Source organism: Mesorhizobium sp. P2_F7, from assembly GCF_056403695.1.
Genome location: NZ_JBFUFA010000007.1, coordinates 81,255 through 97,943, shown reverse-complemented (window position 1 = coordinate 97,943; position 16,689 = coordinate 81,255). Strand labels below are relative to the sequence as shown.

Here is a 16,689-nt window from a genome sequence, read left to right as displayed (position 1 = left end):
CAGGCCAATCTTGACACACGCGGCCTGCGGGAGAAAGCTGACAACAGGGCAGGGACGGCTGCCTGAGAGGCGCCGCAAAGCGCAACAGTCGAAGGAGTATCGTCTTGGCTGTCGTCATCACCTCCCTCATCCTCTTCCTCATCGGCCTGGCACTTGGCGGCGGCGGCGTCCGGCTCGTGATGCTGGGCGGCAGCTGGTATTATGTCATCACCGGGCTCGCCTTCCTGATAACCGCCTGGCTGCTGTTCCGGCGCAAATCGACGGCGCTGTGGTTGTATGCTGCGATCGTGCTCTGCACACTGGCCTGGGCGGTGTGGGAAATCGGCTTCGACTGGTGGGAACTCGGCCCGCGCGGCGGCATCATCGTGCTTCTGGCGCTGTGGCTGCTGACGCCGTGGGCAAGGCGGGGCCTCACCGGTCCTGACGCGCGCGCGCCGCTCATCCTGGCGGTGCTCGCCTCACTCGCGGTGGCCGGCTATTCGATGACCGCCGATCCCAAGGACATTGCCGGCGAGCTCAGCGCCGACAAGGTGACGCCGACCGCCGATCTCGGCGGCAATGTGCCTCCGGGCGAATGGCACTTCTATGGCCGCACGCAGTTCGGCCAGCGCTATTCGCCGCTCGACCAGATCACGCCGGACAACGTCGCCAAGTTGCAGCCGGCCTGGACCTACCAGACCGGTGACGTGAAGGGTCCGGATGACATCGGCGAAACCACCTATCAGGTGACGCCGCTGAAGGTGGGCGACGCGCTCTACATCTGCACGCCGCACAATTTCGCCATCGCCATCGATGCCGCGACCGGCAAGGAGAAATGGCGATACGACCCGAAGATCAAGCTCGATCCCAACCGCCAGCACCAGACCTGCCGCGGCGTGTCCTATTATGCCGATACCAAGATCGCCGCCGGCCAACCTTGCGCAGCGCGCGTCTATCTGCCGACCTCGGACGCGCGGCTGATCGCGCTTGATGCCGCCAACGGCCAGGTCTGCGCGTCCTTCGCCGAAGCCGGCACGCTGAACCTGTTGACCAGCATGCCGTATCCGAAGTCGGGCTACTACTACTCGACCTCGGCGCCGCTGATCGTTGGCGGCAAGATCATCGTCGGCGGCGCGGTCAACGACAATTATTCGACCGAAGAGCCGTCCGGCGTCATCCGCGCCTTCGATGTCGACACCGGCGCCCTGGTGTGGAACTGGGATTCCGGCAATCCGGATGTCACGACGCCGCTGCCGGCTGGGCAGACCTACACTCACAACTCGCCCAACATGTGGTCGACGGCGAGCGCCGACGAGAAGCTCGGCCTCATCTACGTGCCGCTCGGCAACCAGACGCCGGACCAGCTCGGCGCCGGGCGCAGCGCCAATGTCGAAAAGTTTTCCTCCTCGATCACGGCGCTCGATCTTGCCACCGGGCAATTGCGCTGGGTGCGGCAGACCGTGCATCATGACCTCTGGGACATGGATGTGCCGGCACAGCCGACGCTGGTCGACATCACCACCGCCGCCGGCGTCGTGCCGGCACTGGTCGGGCCGACCAAGCAGGGCGACCTCTATGTGCTCGACAGGCGGAGCGGTGAGCCGATCATCCCGGTCAAGGAAGTGCCGGCGCCGGGCGGTGCCATCGAAGGCGACCATGCCTCGCCGACGCAGCCGTCTTCGGATCTCTCCTTCAATCCGAAGCCGCTGACCGGCGCCGACATGTGGGGCATCACCATGTTCGACCAGCTGGCCTGCCGCATCGAACTGAAGAAGCTGCGCTATGAGGGCCGCTACACGCCGCCTTCGGTGCAGGGATCGCTGATCTATCCCGGCAATTTCGGCGTCTTCAACTGGGGCGGTGTCGCTGTCGACCCGGTCCGCCAAGTGATGTTCGGCATGCCGACCTATCTTGCCTTTACATCAAGGCTGGTGCCGCGGGCGGACGTGCCGCCGCCGGGCGACAACACCAAGGGCAGCGAGCAAGGGCTGAACCGTAATGATGGTGCGCCTTACGCAGTGGTGATGGGGCCGTTCCTGTCGCCGCTCGGCATTCCCTGCCAGGCGCCGCCATGGGGCTATGTCGCCGGTGCCGATCTCAGGACCGGTAAGATCGCCTACAAGCACCGCAACGGCACCATCTACGACATGACGCCGTTGCCGCTGCCGCTGAAGGTCGGCGTGCCCGGCATCGGCGGGCCGATGATCACCGCCGGCGGTGTCGCCTTCCTGGGTGCGGCGGTCGACGACTATCTGCGCGCCTATGATGTGACATCGGGCAAGCAGCTCTGGCAGGCCCGGTTGCCGGCCGGCGGGCAGTCGACGCCGATGACCTACACCGTCGCCGACGGCCGCCAGTTCGTGGTTATCGTCGCCGGCGGCCACGGCTCGGTCGGCACCAAGCCGGGCGACTATGTGATGGCCTATACGCTGCCGAAGTAGAGGGGTCTAGGCGACCGCCTGGACCGGCAATGCGGGCGCAAGCCTGATGGCGAAGGCGGCGTCCTTGCCATGCACCAGGGCGAAGATGTCGCCGAACGGCGCCGGGCGGCCGAGCAGGAAGCCTTGTGCTTCGTTGCAGCCCTCGGCGCGCAGGATCGACAGCTGGCTTTGCGTTTCTACGCCTTCCGCAAGCACCGGTATGTCGAGGCTCTGGCCAAGCGCCAGCACGGCGCGGATGATGGCCTTGGCTTGCGGGCTGGTCTCGACCTCTGACATGAACGAGCGGTCGAGCTTGATCTTGTCGAAGGGAAAGGCTCTCAGCGTCTCCAGCGACGAATAGCCGGTGCCGAAATCATCGATGGCGATGGTGACGCCCAGTGCCTTGATGCGCCGCAAGATGGTCAAGGTGCGGTTCTTGTCGGCGATGATGGTGGATTCGGTGATCTCCAGCTCGAGCCGGTTCGCACGCAGCCCGGTCTCAAGCAGGATTTCGTGGACGAGCTTCGGCAGGTCGGCATGGGCGAACTGCACCGGAGACAGGTTGACCGCGATCTTGTAGGGGTGTTCCCACGAGGCCGCCTTGGCGCAGGCGGTGCGCAGCACCCATTCGCCAAGCGGCAGGATGAGACCGTTTTCCTCGGCCAGCGGAATGAACTCGACTGGCGGTATGTTGCCGCGTGTCGGGTGCTTCCAGCGCAACAGTGCCTCATAGCCTCTGACATCGCCGGTCGAGACCGACGTCTGCACCTGATAGTGCAGATCCAGCTGTCCGTTCTCGACGGCATCGCGAAGATCATTGGCCAGCGTGCGGTTGGCGCGGACGGCCTCGTCCATGGCCTGCTCGTAGAAACACACGTTTCGCGTCACATTGGCCTTGGCGCGGTACATCGCCAGATCGGCGTTGTTGACCAGGGTTTCGCGGTTGTGCGCGTCGTTGGGATAGATCGCAACGCCGAGGCTGGCGCCGGTCGTGGCTTCGATACCGTCGATTCGGATCGACGCAAAAAGTGCTGCTTCAAGGCGCGACACGAAATCGACAAGGTCCGATTGGCTCTTCATCCGTTTGACGCCGGCAAACTCGTCGCCACCGAGACGGGCGACGAATTCGCCCTCCTGCAAAAGCGCGCTCATGCGCCCGGCCAGGGTCTTCAGGGCTTGGTCGCCGGCGCTGTGGCCCCAGAGATCGTTGATTTCCTTGAACCGGTCGAGGTCGATGCCGATGATCGCGACCTTGCCGTCGAGTTCTCGAGCGCGGTCGATTTCGTGATCGAGATGATCGTTGAAATTGGCCCGGTTCGGCAGCCCGGTCAGCGCGTCGTTCATCGCCAGATGGTGCAGGCGGCGAAAGGCCTCGGAGCGCGAGCGGTCGTCGATCAAATAGCTGGCGAGGCCGGTGCCGATGATGATCAATCCGGCGACGGCGACGCCAAGCGCCATGGCCTGCAAGGCGGCGGGATCGGTGTAGTCGCCGCGCATCGCCAGCGGCGTCACCTGCAATGCCGCCATGGCGGTGAAATGCAGGCTGACGATGGCCACCACGAGGATCGTCGCGGCCCAGTATTTATGGCCCTGTATCCGATGGTTCAGGGCGACGTTGATGGCCATGCACGCAAAGAGCACGGACAGAGCGATCGAGACGACGAGATAGGTCATGTCCCATTCGACCAGGCCATCGACATGGTAGGCGGCCATGCCGGTGTAGTGCATGCCGGAAATGGCCAGGCCGATGATGATGCCGCCGAAGGAAGCGGCAATGCGCGTACGGCCCGCAGCGGCGATGAAACCGGCGGCAGTGCCGGCAATGGCGATGAACAGCGAGGCGATCGTCAGCACCGGATCGAAGGCGATGGGCGCGCCGGGATCGTAGGCCAGCATGGCGATGAAATGGGTGCACCAGATCGACGATCCGGCGCAGACCGCCGTCAGGAAATGCCAACCGATCTGCTGCAGGCCGGTTGCCTCGTGCGCGCGCAGGAAGAGCCTGATCGTGGCCCAGGAACCGGCGCTGCAGACCAACGCCGCCACAAGCACCAGCCAGAGATTGTGCTCCATTGCCACACAGGAGATGACGCGCATCATGGTCGGGACGCCTTCTTCATGCGCCGCGCAGGTGCCGGACCTTCTGTCATGATCAATCCGCCGCCCGTCTGCGAGACATGCCATTTTCGGGGGTTTGACGAAAGGCGAGAGAAGGCAGCCGCCCCCAAACGCGGTTACCGATAGTTCGGTGGCACTCTCGGATTCAACTTCTAATGGGTGGTTAATTGCATTTGGCAGGCGCTTGTGCGTCTGGATGCATGGTTTCCAGAAAGTGTAGGATACTCTCAAGAATCACATAATATCGATTTTTTTAGCGAGAGAGTCGACCGCTTCAAGCCGACGGTTTCCAAGCGGCGCGCTGTCTGCGCTTCGCCGCGCGACCTCGATACGAACCGTGCGCCAGCCAGTTCACACTCTGGCGCCAGGCGAGGGATTGCGGTGAAACGGATTTTGCGATCAGAGTCCGAGATGGCCCTTCAGGCTGGGCACGGAGTCCAGCACTTCGTTGGTCAACTGCGGTCCCGCCGCGGCTTGCGCCTGCTGGATCAGGGTGGTGCCGGCCTTCTGGATCTGCGCCATGTCGAGGCCGGAGGCCTTGAGCGCGGCGACGCCGTTGATCAGCGCGCCGGTCTTTTCGCCGAGCACGCCGCCAAGCGCGCCTTGCAGCGACGACAGGAAGCCACCGCCGCCGGCAGGGGCGGCGGCCATGACGTCATACTTCTGCGCCAGCGCGTCGGCGCCCGGGATCTTGGCGAAGAACGATGAGGCAGCGGTGCCTTCGGCTTCATGCTCGAGAACCGAGAAGATGGTGCCGACGACCTTTTCGGTGACCGCCTGATCGAGGCCGGCTTTCTCGGCGACGGTGTTCACGATGCTCTGGGCGTCCATGGCATTTCCCTCGGCATTTCTGTCAGTTGCGGGCTTTGGAACGGCGCTGGTCGATGCGGACCTTCACCATCCGCGCGGCGGTCGCGGCAGCGGCGGAGCGCATTGCCAGCAAGGCAGCAACAGCAAGCACGAGAGCACTTGCAAGGATCGGAGTGGACAACGTCATCAAATTTATTCCTTCTCGTCGGGCCAGCCTGACAGGCGAAGCCACAGTCAGCTTCCCCTCATATTGTGGCGACAACCATCAACATCTGCCGAAATGACCAAAATGTGATGACTGCCCGGCGATCTGCGGGGCGTTTTCAGCACGTACGATCCGCCTGACGGCGAAACCGTCACTCGCCCGTGACTGGACCGTGCGCGCTTGCACCCTATCTTGACCCGCGAGGTCATCCCAGGGTGACCGCAAGGTCATCCCGGAGTGACCGTGAGGTCATCTCCCACCGAGGAGCACGCCATGACGAAACCCACTGCCGAAGCCGCCAAGCCTGCGATCCCTGCCATCAGCCAGGCGATGATCGATGCCTATGACGAATACACGCATCTGACGCTCGACCGCCGCCGCTTCATGGAACAGCTGACCAGGCTCGCCGGATCGGGCGCCGCGGCGGCTGCGATCGCGCCGCTACTGGCGGCGAACTCGGCGCAGGCGGCCATCGTCGCCGACAACGATCCGCGCGTGAAGGCTGAGGATATCACCTATCCCGGCAGCAGCGGCGAGATGAAGGGCTATCTGGTCAAGCCGGCGGACCAGTCGGGCAAGCTCGGCACCGTTATCGTGGTGCATGAGAACAGGGGCCTCAACCCGCATATCAAGGATGTGGCGCGGCGGGTGGCGCTGGAAGGTTTCGTGGCGCTGGCGCCGGATTTCCTGTCGCCGCTCGGCGGCACACCCGCTGACGAAGACAAGGCGCGCGACATGTTCACCAAGCTCGATGCCAGCCAGGTCACCGCCGATGGCCTGGCGACCATCGCCTATCTCAAGGGCGAGAAGGATGGCAATGGCAAGGTCGGCGCGGTCGGCTTCTGCTGGGGCGGCGGCGCGGTCAACAATCTGGCCGTCAATGCGCCCGATCTTGCGGCCGGCGTCGCCTATTACGGCATGCAGCCGAAGGCCGAAGATGCGGCGAAGATCAAGGCGGCGCTTTTGCTGCACTATGCCGGGCTCGACGAGCGCATCGACGCCGGCATCGATGCCTACAAGAAGGCGCTCGACGCCGCGCATGTCGAATACACGGTCTATGTCTATGACGGCGTCAACCATGCCTTCAACAACGACACCTCAGCCGCACGCTACGACAAGAAGGCAGCCGATCTCGCCTGGGGCCGGACGATCGCTTTCCTGAAGGAGAAGCTTGCGTAGCCGCTTTACGCGGCCGCCCATACGCTCTGATAGGCCGGCGAGAGCGTAAAGCCGGCCGGCAGCACCGAGACCGGAGGCGGGCGGCGCACGCCCTCCTGCAGATAGCGCAATGCCGACACCAGCCCGTTCATCGTGTAGGGCTTGGCGATGACGCCGACGGCACCAGCGAAATGGTCGGGGATGCGTTTTGGATTGGCGGTCATGAACACCACCACGGAGCGCTTGCGCTCGCGGATGTGTTCGGCAATGTCGACCCCGGTCGGACCATCGGCGAGGTGGATATCGACAAAGGCGATATCGGCTTCGGTGGTTTCAACCATGGTCCTTGCTTCGGCCGAGGATGTCGCCCAACCGACAACCTGGTGACCGGCCTCCTCGACAAGACTTTCCAGTTCCATCGCCAGCAGCGCCTCGTCCTCGACGATCAGGATCTTGAGAGGTTCACTCATGACACATTCCCTTTCTGCTGCGGTTCGTTGGGCATCGAGATGACGACCCTGGTGCCCGGGCCGGCGTCGCGCCATTCGATGTCGGCATGCAATTGACGGGCAAGCGACTTGATCAGCCGCATGCCGAATGAAGCGTCGCCGCTGGCATCGGCCATGCCGACGCCGTCATCGGATACTTCGATGTTGAAGTGGCCGTCGGGCTGGCTCATCTTGATGCCGATGAGCCCGCTGGTGGTGCCGTCGGGTTTTTCCTTGAAAGCGTGCTTCAGTGCGTTGGTGACAAGCTCGTTGACCATCAAGGCGACCGGTGTGGCCTTTTCAGCCGAAATGACGATCGGTTCGAGATCCAGCGTCGACTTGATTTCGCTGCGCCCAGAAGCGGTCAGCAGATCGGTTACCAGATCCTTGGCAAAATCCGACACGTCGAACCGGCTGACATCCTTTGACTGGTAGAGACGGCGATGCACGGTGCTCAGCGCCTCGATGCGCTCCAGCATGGTGGTCAGCGATTGCCTGGTCGCTTCATCCTTGATCGTGCGGCTTTGCATGATGATCAGCGACGAGATCATCTGCAGGTTGTTTTTCACCCGATGGTCGACCTCGTGCAGCAGCGTGGTCTGTGCCTCAAGGGCGTCTTCAAGCTCACGGGTGCGTTCCTTCACCGCCTTTTCGAAGCGGTTCTTGTCGGCGGTGATGCGGTGCTCGGAGTGCTTGCGGTCGGAGACGTCGAGTTGCGAGGCGAAGAAGAACAGAAGCTCACCTTTGTCGTTGGACACCGGGCTGATGTAGAGCGCGTTCCAGAAGGTCGAGCCGTCCTTGCGGTAGTTCAAAAGATCGACGGCGATATCGGTTCCCCCGGCAATCGCGTCGCGTACGCTGGCGATAGCTGCCTTGTCGGTCTTGGGCCCCTGCAGGAAGCGGCAGTTCTTGTCCATGACCTCGTGGCGCTCATAGCCGGTCAGGCGCAGGAATGCGTCATTGGCAAAGACGATAGGATTGTCCGCCTGCCGGGGATCGGTGATGATCATCGACATGCGGGTGGCGCGGATGGCTGCCGCGAACGGATCGCCCTTGCCATGCTCGGCATGCAGATCGTCCGTCATGTGCCATGCGTCGGCCGGTTCCCTGGTCCTTTTCCAGTCCATGCTTTCACTCCAAGCCGTTTTTCAGGGGGCACAACGGCTCAGGCGTGGAATTGGTTCAACCCTAAGCTTTCTTGTCGCAGCAGACCGTTTGTGGAACCAAAACGTTGGTTCCACAATCAATTGAAAACAAACGGCTTTTTAAGCTCGCCAACTGTCCGCGATTCGATCCATGCGAACAAACTCTGACCCCGTGCGATGGTCAGCGCGGCGGCTTTGCAGTCGTCAACGGGATCTAGTGCTCGCGCGCTGGCGGCGATTTCAGGACAGGCGAAACGTCAGGCGTGGCCGCGTTTCATGCGCGCCTGTTTCAGGATGGCGCGCCAGCGGATCATGTCGAAGGGGATCGGCTCGTTGTTGTTGGCGATCTGGAAGATCTCGTTGTTGACGTTCTTCAAGGAGCGCCAGAAATCATAGTCGGTAACGCGCGGATCGGCGGCCAGCCTGTCCACTTCGACCTTGATGTCGGTTTTCATGCCCGTTCCTCGAACCGCCTGTGCCCCGCCGCCTGCATCGCAACTCGGATCGACCCGTTCTCAAACGGTCTGCTGAGTCGTTCAATGGCTCAAATGGTTTGTTAACGTTAAAACCTTGGTAAGGTTAACGCGGGCCCGAAAGCGCTTCAAGCGCAGCGACCTGTGGATTCTGAGGACGCTGCGACTTTGACTTGCGAGTGTGGCTTTGGAGCCCCTGGTGAGGACAGAGTTCGGCTTACTTGCGTTTGATGCCGATCGAACGGCCGGCGCGTTCGGGCATCGGCAGCGCGGCATGGGCGGCGCGCATCGCCTCCACCTTGGCCTGCACGTCGGCAGGGAAGGGTGCGACTTTCGGCCCGGACATGTCGACATGCAGCGACAGGGTTTCGGAGGTGGCGGCGAGCCAGCCGTCGACATGGCGGATTTCCTGGTAGGCCCGCAGCCGCTTGTCGTCATGGTCGATCAGCTGGAACGAGACGACGACCTTGTGTTCGAGATGCAACTCCTGGACGTAGCAGACATGGACCTCGGCCGTGTAGATGGTCAGGCGCCGCTCTTTGACATAGTCCAGCCCCATGCCCATCGCCGCGAACGCCTCGTCCGAGCAGCGGTCGAACAGCACGTTGTAATAGGCCATGTTGAGGTGGCCGTTATAGTCGATCCAGTCCTTCTCGATGTCCATCGGCTTGGAGACGTAGGGGGCGGGGATGGGCATGGAACATTCCTTGTGCTGGTGCTGGACCGAGTTCTGGTGCTGGACAGGGCGTGGCGGGCAAGACTACGCATCCATAATCGCATAACAAGCGTGGACGCTGGTCCATTCGCGGAGGAATTCATGGCTCTGAGCGACCTCAACCCGGTCGAACGCAACGAGGAAGGCATCGCAGCCGTGCTCGGCATCCTCAAGCAGCAGCTTGACGAGCGTTTTCAGACCGGCGCGGCGATCCGCTCGCAGCATGCCCACACCACAACCTACATCCCGACGCAGGCGCCCGATGGCGTCGCGTTCCCGGAGACGACGGAAGAGGTGCAGGAGATCGTGCGCGCCTGCGCCACGCACCGCGTGCCGGTGATCGCCTTCGGCGTCGGTTCCTCGCTGGAGGGCCACACCAACGCGCCGGGTGGCGGCATCTCGGTCGACACCTCGCGCATGAACCGGATTCTTGCGGTCAACCCTGAGGATCTCGACTGCACGGTCGAGCCCGGCGTGACGCGCGAGGATCTCAACCGGCATTTGCGCGACACCGGCCTGTTCTTTCCGATCGATCCCGGCGCCAATGCTTCGCTGGGCGGCATGGCGGCGACCAGGGCGTCGGGCACCAATGCGGTGCGCTACGGCACCATGCGCGAGAATGTCCTGTCGCTGACGGCGGTCATGGCCGATGGCGAGACGGTGACCACCGGCAAGCGGGCGAAGAAGAGCTCGGCCGGTTACGATCTGACGCGGCTGCTGGTCGGTTCGGAAGGCACGCTCGGCATCATCACGTCGCTGACGCTGAGGCTGCAGGGCATACCGCAGGCGATCTCTGGCGGCGTCTGCCCGTTTCCAAGCCTGGAGGCGGCCTGCAATGCAGTCATCGCGACGATCCAGATGGGCATCCCGGTGGCGCGCATCGAACTCGTCAATGCGCTGCAGATGCGGGCGATGAAGAACTACTCCAAGCTCGATTATCCGGAGAGCCCGTGCCTGTTCGTCGAATTTCATGGCAGCGATGCCGGCGTTGCCGAACAGGCCGAAACATTCGGCGCGATTGCCGAGGACAATGGCGGCGGGCCGTTCCTGTGGACCAGCGTCGCCGAGGAGCGGACGAAATTGTGGAAGGCGAGGCATGATGCCTACTGGGCATCGCTGACGCTGCGGCCGGGCGCCAAGGGCCTGTCGACCGATGTCTGCGTGCCGATCTCGCGGCTGGCCGAATGCGTTGCCGAAACCGAGGCCGATATCGCCGAGATGGGCCTGGTGGCGCCGATCGTCGGCCATGCCGGCGACGGCAATTTCCACGTGCTGGTGCTGATGGATGTCGACGACCCCAAGGAAATCGCGCTGGCCGAAAAATTCGTCGCGCGGCTGAACATGCGGGCGATCGCCATGGACGGCACCTGCACCGGCGAACATGGCATCGGCCAGGGCAAGATCGGCTTCCTGCGCCACGAACTTGGTCACGGCGTCGATATCATGCGTTCCATAAAAAAGGCGCTCGATCCGCAAGACATTATGAACCCGGGCAAGATATTACCTGCATAGCCGAAATGGGAGTGGGCGAGGGCGGCAATGCGGTACGGCACCAAGACTGTGGAGCCCCTGGTTATAAGGGCATCACGCGGCAAGACATTGTTGATGCTGTTGGCCAGCCTCGTCTTTGTCCTGGGCAGTGCTTTCATGATCTATGTCTCCAAGGACGACGACACCACCGGGCTTTGGTGGTGCATGGCATTCTTCGGGCCATGCGCGCTGGTGTTTGCCTGGCTGCTTGTGCGCCCACAGATGCTGGTGCTGAACGGACAAGGTTTCATGCTCGGCGGCGGTCTTGTTCGATCGCCGAAACTAGTCCGCTGGCAGGACGTTGAAGGCTTCCACGTCTACAACCTGCCCAAAGCCGGCGAGATGATCGGCTATAATTTCGCACCGGGTGTCAAGAAAAGCTCCGTCATGCGCAGCATCACCAAAAGCCTGGGCGCCGAAGCCGCATTGCCCAAGGGCTGGCCATTTTCGCCCGAGGAGATGGCCGTGCTGCTGAACGAGTATCGCCGAAGGGCGATGGCGCGGTAAAACCGTGGGCGGCGAAGGCTGCACAGTTACCGAGGGAGGCCAAGCAGATGCCGGCATCAGAGGCATTGTTGTCGATCGACGTGCCGCAATCGTCTCCCGGCGCGCCCTTGCCGCATGTCTTTGCCGACGAGGGCAGGCTGCTCATCGCCTACATCATCAACAGGCCGGATCCGTCATTCGACGGCACCAATCCGCGCTCGATCTCGTCCGCGACAGGCGGTCAGTCGATCGCCATCCTGACGGCGGATCCTTATCGGGTATTTCAATTCGGCCCGCCTAACGACGAAGCCATCAGCGGGCATCGCTTGTATGGGCTGGGGCTGCGGCCGTATTCCGCGTTCGACGTCCTCAACTCGTCCTGGATCGCTTCCCAGGAGAAGGCAAACCGGGTTCATTCGTCTCACACACCGGAGCTGTTTTCCGACTATCGGCACTTCATCCTGACGTTCCATGATTCGACGCTGGAATTTATTGCAAGGAGCTTTTCGGTCAGCCTTCATGAGGGGGCGGTCCTGCCGGTGCTGATGGAGGCGGTCGGATCTCGCTGATCGGGTGCACCGGGATGGGCCAACCGCAATGTGTCCGCCAGATGAATTGCCTCTTTATCGACACGCTGATGCGGGTAGAGTGCGGCTGACTTTCAATCAACCCGTTCGGAGCTGATGCTCGCACGCCTGTTCGTGATCTTCGGTGGCTTGTTCGTGCTGGTGCTCTGTGCAGCACTGGTGGTGCCGTATTTTATCGACTGGACCGGCTACCGCGCCCAGTTCGAGCGCGAGGCGAGCGCCATTCTCGGCCGCAAGGTGACGGTGCAGGGCGACGCCACGGCGCGGCTGTTGCCGTTCCCCTCTGTGACCTTCTCCAACGTTACCGTCGCCGGTGGTCCCGGCGGCCAGCCGGCGATGACCGTCGAGACCTTTTCGATGGATGCGGAGCTGGCGCCGTTCCTGCGCGGCGAAGTGCTGATCTTCGACATGCGGCTGGTGCATCCGAAGGCGACGATCGACATTGCCGACAACGGCACTGTCGACTGGGCGATGCGGCCGTCCTCGCCCTTCGACCTCAACCAGATCTCGATCGAGAAGCTGACGGTGACGGAGGGCGAGATTGCGCTGCGTCACGCCGCCGGCGGGCGTAGCCATCTCATCTCCGAAATCAATTCGACCATCTCGGCCAAGTCGCTGGCCGGGCCGTGGCGCATGGACGGCACATTGCTGCTCGACGGCCTGCGTTCGACGCTCACCGCTTCGACTGGCAAGGCCGAGGGCAACGGTCAGATGCGGCTCAGACTCAAAGTCGATCCGGATGCCTATCCGCTGGTCATCGAGACCGACGGCAATGCCGGCATCGTCAACGGGGCCGCTGTCTACTCCGGCCAGTTCAAGATTTCCGGCGCCGACAAGAACGACAAAACTCCAGTTGAGCTACGCGGCAGCGATGGCGAGACCGTTAAAGTCAGTGCGGCCAAGACCGATCCGGGCTTCCGGCTGAACGGCAAGTTTTCGCTCGACCACCAGAAGCTCGGCGTCGACGAATTCCGTTTCGAGACCGGGCCGCTTGACAATCCCTATACCGCCGACGGCAAGGCTTCGGTCGATCTCGGGTTGAAGCCCAGCTTCGCCATCGAAGCCAATGGCGCGCAGGTGCAACTGGACGAGGCGGTGGGCGCCGAGAAGGGCGCCGGCCTGACCTTGGACCAGCGCATTGCCGGGATCGAGCAAGCCCTGCTCGACCTGCCGAAACCGACCATTCCCGGCACCGTCGAGGTCAAGCTGCCGGCGGTGGTGGCCGGCGACACCACAGTGCGCGACGTGCATCTCTCGGCCGAACCGGTCGAGGGCGGCTGGTCGGTGAAGTCGATGGCCGCGACCTTGCCTGGGCGCACCACGCTGGAAGCCAGCGGCATGCTCAGCGTCGAGGACCATTTTGGCTTCACCGGCTCCATGCTTCTGGCGGTGGCACAGCCTTCCGGCTTTGCCGCCTGGCTGTCGAAAGATGTCGACGAAGCGATCCGCCGGCTGCCTGCCGCCGGCTTCAAGGCCAAGGTCGATCTCTCGGAGAGGCGCCAGGCGTTCAGCGATCTCGAACTGATCCTCGGCAAGGCAAAATTTTCCGGCCGCATCGATTCCAGCCAGCCCGACGACGCCAAGCCGTCAGTGCTGATGCGGCTCACGGGCGGCGAACTCGACGTCGACGGGCTGACGGCGTTCGCCTCGATCTTCGTCAGCGACAAGGGCGCCAACCGCTTCTCCGACCGCGACCTCGATTTCCAGATCAAGGCGGGGCCGGTCAGCGCCGGCGGGCTGACCGCGGACACGGTCGACACTGCGCTCCGGTTGCGCGACGGCCTGCTCGAAATCGACCGGCTGTCGATCGGCGGCCTGGCTGGTGCCTCGATCAGCGCCACCGGCCGGATCAAGGATTTTCCGGCAAGCCCGACCGGCAAGCTCGACGCCTCGGTGGTCGCCGTCGATCTGAAGCCGTTGATCGACATTGCCGCACAACACTATCCCGACAATGATGTGCTGAAGGGGCTGGCAAGCCGCACGTCTGCCTATCCCGAGCTGTTCCAGGACGCGCGCGTCGATCTTGTGGCAAGTGCCGCCGACAATGGCGACGGCACGACAGGGCTGGCCGTCAGCGGGCAAGGCAAGGCAGGCGGTTCGGCCTTCTCGGCGTCGCTGTCGGGCAAGGGTGCCGTCGGCCAGTTGCTCGACGCGCCGGTGACGCTGACCTTCAACGCCAAAAACCCCGACGCCACCGCGCTGCTGGCGCTCTACGGAATGCCGGCGCTGCCGCTCGGCATGCTTGGCCAGGCGTCAACCGACATTTCGGCGAAAGGCACGTTTGGCGGTGGCCTGGCGACGAGCTTCAACCTCGCTGCCGATGACTTCAAGGCAACCTTTGACGGCACCGTTGCTCAGACACCGCAAGGTGCCACCGCCAAAGGTAATATCGGCATCGACGCCTCCGACATCGAGCCCTGGCTGATGACGACGGGCGTTGGCCTGCCCGGCATGGGGACAGGCACCTCGACCTCGCTCAGCGCGGATGCCGATTTCGGCAATGGCCTGCTCGTGCTGAGCGGTCTCGGCGGATCGATCAACGAAGCGGCCGTGTCCGGTGACATCAATCTCGACGTGAAGCAGGGCCTGCCGCATCTCTCGGGCGCGCTGGCGCTCGACGAACTCGACCTCGACCCGATGGCGGTGGCGCTGTTCGGTGACCAATCCTTCATCGCCAGCAACGGCAGCTGGCCGACGGCGCCGTTCAGCCAGAAATCCAGCCTGCCGTTCACCGCCGACATGGATTTAACGACAGCCACGCTTGCCGCCGGACCACTGGCCACGGCCTATGACGCCTCGCTGTCGCTGAAACTCGACCAGGAAGGAATCCGCGTTTCCGACCTGAAGGCAAAGCTGCTGGGCGGCGCGCTCACCGGCCTGTTCGAATTGAAGAACACCGACGGCACCGGGCTGTTCTCCGGCCAGATGCGGCTTGCCGGCGCTGATCTCACGACCGTGCTGCCCAATGCCGGCCCGAGCGGCAGCGGCGATTTCTCGACCGGCCTGTCCACCAGCGGCAAATCTGTCGATGCGATGATCGCGGCACTCTCCGGCTCCGGCACGGCGGCGCTGAAAGGCCTGACCATTGCCGGCGTCAATCCCGATGCCTTCGGCGCCTTGATCGCCAAGGCCGATGCGATCGGGCGCGACATCGACGTGGCCAAGACCGCGGGCTTTGCGCCGCAGATCGCCGGAGACGGCAGTTTCGTGGCCGGCGATACCGACATCGCTTTCACGGTTGCCGGCGGCACGTTGCGAGCGCCGCCGGTCAAGCTGGAAAACGCCAGCGCGACGCTGTCCGCCGACATCACGGCGGACCTCAACACCAGCACCGTCGCCGCCAGGGGTACGATCACCTACAAGCCCGGCGACGAGGCGTTGGTCGGGTCGGATCCCTCACTCAATTTCAGCGTCGACGGGCCGTTCGGTGCGATGAAGAAGCAGTTCGACAGCGAGCCGCTGGCGCAGTTTTTGACCCAGCGCGCGCTGGAAAAGGAACAGCAGCGGGTCGAGGCGATGCAGGCAGCACTGCTCGAGAAGCAGCGCTTGCGGCGCGAAGTGCGCTACTACGCCGCCTTGCAGACCGAACGCGACAACGCCGCCGAGGAATTGCGCAAGCAGGAGGAAGCGGCGCGGCTGAAAGCCGAGGCCGACGCCAAGGCGAAAGCGGAGGCCGACGCGAAGGCTCAGGCCGAAGCGGAGGCCAAGGCCAAGGCGGATGCGGAAGCAAAGGCGGAAGCCGATGCGAAAGCGCAGGCGGAAGCCGATGCAAAGGCCAAGGCGGATGCCGACGCGAAGGCGCAGGCCGAGCAGCAGGCAGCCGAAGACGCCGCCAAGGCCGAAAACGAACGCAAGAAGGCTGAACAGGCGATGCGGATTGCGTCGCAGGAAAAGGCCAGGCTGGAGGCCGAACGCAAGGCGCAAGAGCAGGCGCCGAAGGTCGACCGCTCACTGCCAGGCGTCAATGACGGTTCGGCCCCGGCGCCGCCGAAGCCCAAGGTAAACCCGTTCTCGGTCGACAATCTGCTGAAGTCGCTGGGCAATTAAACGTGGTCGAAAAGTTGCGGTCGCTATCTGCGAGCTATTGAATAATTCTTCGGAGAGATCGGGTTTTTATCGGAGAAAATTATCCGAACAGCTTTGTTCGTATCTGAATATACAGGCCTGCTTACGCTGAGAAAATCGAAAATTATTTGGGCCAACTGTTCGGTGTCAGAATCGATATAAACCCTTGAAAAACTAGGGCGACCATCTCGTTCGAGGATTTCGAATGCATGGACATTGATCCAAACTTGATTGCTCGGCTTCTTGTCGCCGTTGCGGTAGTTGAAGACCTGATTGCCAGATTCGTCGAACTCCGGCTCTGATACCGCCCTGATAGAATACACACTCCCTTCGATTTTGAGTTTGGCGTTGTAGTGCATTTCCTCGCGCCCACCCCCACCTTCCTCAAGCACTTCGATGCCAGGCGTGATGGAAGCTATCTTGAATCGTTCTGCATCCCAGCGGAACCGCGAGCGCTCCGGCACTTGATATCGCCCGATTGGCCCGACATGCTGATGATGGACCATCCCG

At 62.9% G+C, this 16,689-nt stretch carries 14 protein-coding genes; 6 read left to right on the top strand and 8 right to left on the bottom strand.

Features of this window, described 5'->3' with window-relative positions; all coding sequences use genetic code 11:
- Positions 1-104: 104 nt before the first annotated feature.
- A complete protein-coding gene (locus tag AC1DZ8_RS22370; RefSeq protein ID WP_477301282.1) occupies positions 105-2,420 on the top strand; it encodes a glucose/quinate/shikimate family membrane-bound PQQ-dependent dehydrogenase in 2,316 nt (771 codons plus the stop codon).
- Between the two features lie 6 nt (positions 2,421-2,426).
- Here the strand turns inward: AC1DZ8_RS22370 and AC1DZ8_RS22365 are convergent, their stop codons facing one another.
- The 3 genes from AC1DZ8_RS22365 to AC1DZ8_RS22355 all read right to left on the bottom strand — a co-directional run bounded on the left by AC1DZ8_RS22365 (position 2,427) and on the right by AC1DZ8_RS22355 (position 5,514).
- Entirely contained in the window at positions 2,427-4,499 is a 2,073-nt protein-coding gene (locus tag AC1DZ8_RS22365; protein ID WP_477301284.1) for a putative bifunctional diguanylate cyclase/phosphodiesterase, read from the bottom strand.
- A 417-nt stretch (positions 4,500-4,916) separates the two neighbouring features.
- Entirely contained in the window at positions 4,917-5,348 is a 432-nt protein-coding gene (locus AC1DZ8_RS22360; protein WP_477280507.1) for a hypothetical protein, read from the bottom strand.
- Between the two features lie 22 nt (positions 5,349-5,370).
- Positions 5,371-5,514 (bottom strand): hypothetical protein, encoded by a 144-nt coding sequence (locus tag AC1DZ8_RS22355; RefSeq protein ID WP_477301286.1) that lies wholly within the window; start codon positions 5,512-5,514, stop codon positions 5,371-5,373.
- Positions 5,515-5,805: 291 nt separating this feature from the next.
- Between AC1DZ8_RS22355 and AC1DZ8_RS22350 the strand changes: the two genes are divergently transcribed.
- On the top strand, positions 5,806-6,711 hold the full coding sequence (locus AC1DZ8_RS22350) for a dienelactone hydrolase family protein (protein WP_477301288.1): 906 nt from the start codon (positions 5,806-5,808) through the stop codon (positions 6,709-6,711).
- A 5-nt stretch (positions 6,712-6,716) separates the two neighbouring features.
- On the opposite strand, the gene AC1DZ8_RS22345 is transcribed toward AC1DZ8_RS22350, so the two are convergent.
- The 4 genes from AC1DZ8_RS22345 to AC1DZ8_RS22330 all read right to left on the bottom strand — a co-directional run bounded on the left by AC1DZ8_RS22345 (position 6,717) and on the right by AC1DZ8_RS22330 (position 9,493).
- Complete coding sequence (locus AC1DZ8_RS22345; protein WP_477301290.1) at positions 6,717-7,160, bottom strand: response regulator; 444 nt, start codon at positions 7,158-7,160, stop codon at positions 6,717-6,719.
- Entirely contained in the window at positions 7,157-8,305 is a 1,149-nt protein-coding gene (locus AC1DZ8_RS22340) for a histidine kinase dimerization/phosphoacceptor domain -containing protein (protein WP_477301292.1), read from the bottom strand. Before AC1DZ8_RS22340 ends, AC1DZ8_RS22345 begins: the two co-directional genes overlap by 4 nt.
- Positions 8,306-8,580: 275 nt before the next feature.
- Positions 8,581-8,778, bottom strand: a complete 198-nt coding sequence (locus AC1DZ8_RS22335; protein WP_112394615.1) for a hypothetical protein — start codon at positions 8,776-8,778, stop codon at positions 8,581-8,583.
- A gap of 235 nt (positions 8,779-9,013) precedes the next feature.
- Positions 9,014-9,493, bottom strand: a complete 480-nt coding sequence (locus AC1DZ8_RS22330) for a thioesterase family protein (RefSeq protein ID WP_142865359.1) — start codon at positions 9,491-9,493, stop codon at positions 9,014-9,016.
- Between the two features lie 120 nt (positions 9,494-9,613).
- On the opposite strand from AC1DZ8_RS22330, the gene AC1DZ8_RS22325 reads away from it, so the two are divergent.
- From AC1DZ8_RS22325 to AC1DZ8_RS22310, 4 genes are all read left to right on the top strand, one after another.
- Positions 9,614-11,023 carry an FAD-binding oxidoreductase gene (locus tag AC1DZ8_RS22325; RefSeq protein WP_477301295.1) on the top strand — a complete coding sequence of 470 codons (1,410 nt, stop codon included), beginning with the start codon at positions 9,614-9,616 and terminating at the stop codon, positions 11,021-11,023.
- A gap of 27 nt (positions 11,024-11,050) precedes the next feature.
- Positions 11,051-11,548, top strand: a complete 498-nt coding sequence (locus AC1DZ8_RS22320) for a hypothetical protein (protein ID WP_477301297.1) — start codon at positions 11,051-11,053, stop codon at positions 11,546-11,548.
- A 47-nt stretch (positions 11,549-11,595) separates the two neighbouring features.
- On the top strand, positions 11,596-12,096 hold the full coding sequence (locus AC1DZ8_RS22315; protein WP_477301299.1) for a hypothetical protein: 501 nt from the start codon (positions 11,596-11,598) through the stop codon (positions 12,094-12,096).
- A gap of 114 nt (positions 12,097-12,210) precedes the next feature.
- Positions 12,211-16,161 (top strand): AsmA family protein, encoded by a 3,951-nt coding sequence (locus tag AC1DZ8_RS22310; RefSeq protein ID WP_477301301.1) that lies wholly within the window; start codon positions 12,211-12,213, stop codon positions 16,159-16,161.
- A 23-nt stretch (positions 16,162-16,184) separates the two neighbouring features.
- Here the strand turns inward: AC1DZ8_RS22310 and AC1DZ8_RS22305 are convergent, their stop codons facing one another.
- On the bottom strand, positions 16,185-16,685 hold the full coding sequence (locus tag AC1DZ8_RS22305) for a hypothetical protein (protein ID WP_477301303.1): 501 nt from the start codon (positions 16,683-16,685) through the stop codon (positions 16,185-16,187).
- Positions 16,686-16,689 lie beyond the last annotated feature (4 nt).

Bases quoted from the DNA above. Each gene is read 5' to 3' on its own strand.
- AC1DZ8_RS22315 (WP_477301299.1), top strand. From the start codon at position 11,596: ATGCCGGCATCAGAGGCATTGTTGTCGATCGACGTGCCGCAATCGTCT.
- AC1DZ8_RS22355 (WP_477301286.1), bottom strand. From the start codon at position 5,514: ATGACGTTGTCCACTCCGATCCTTGCAAGTGCTCTCGTGCTTGCTGTT.
- AC1DZ8_RS22320 (WP_477301297.1), top strand. From the start codon at position 11,051: ATGCGGTACGGCACCAAGACTGTGGAGCCCCTGGTTATAAGGGCATCA.
- AC1DZ8_RS22360 (WP_477280507.1), bottom strand. From the start codon at position 5,348: ATGGACGCCCAGAGCATCGTGAACACCGTCGCCGAGAAAGCCGGCCTC.
- AC1DZ8_RS22365 (WP_477301284.1), bottom strand. From the start codon at position 4,499: ATGATGCGCGTCATCTCCTGTGTGGCAATGGAGCACAATCTCTGGCTG.
- AC1DZ8_RS22335 (WP_112394615.1), bottom strand. From the start codon at position 8,778: ATGAAAACCGACATCAAGGTCGAAGTGGACAGGCTGGCCGCCGATCCG.
- AC1DZ8_RS22340 (WP_477301292.1), bottom strand. From the start codon at position 8,305: ATGGACTGGAAAAGGACCAGGGAACCGGCCGACGCATGGCACATGACG.
- AC1DZ8_RS22330 (WP_142865359.1), bottom strand. From the start codon at position 9,493: ATGCCCATCCCCGCCCCCTACGTCTCCAAGCCGATGGACATCGAGAAG.
- AC1DZ8_RS22310 (WP_477301301.1), top strand. From the start codon at position 12,211: ATGCTCGCACGCCTGTTCGTGATCTTCGGTGGCTTGTTCGTGCTGGTG.
- AC1DZ8_RS22325 (WP_477301295.1), top strand. From the start codon at position 9,614: ATGGCTCTGAGCGACCTCAACCCGGTCGAACGCAACGAGGAAGGCATC.
- AC1DZ8_RS22305 (WP_477301303.1), bottom strand. From the start codon at position 16,685: ATGGTCCATCATCAGCATGTCGGGCCAATCGGGCGATATCAAGTGCCG.
- AC1DZ8_RS22350 (WP_477301288.1), top strand. From the start codon at position 5,806: ATGACGAAACCCACTGCCGAAGCCGCCAAGCCTGCGATCCCTGCCATC.
- AC1DZ8_RS22345 (WP_477301290.1), bottom strand. From the start codon at position 7,160: ATGAGTGAACCTCTCAAGATCCTGATCGTCGAGGACGAGGCGCTGCTG.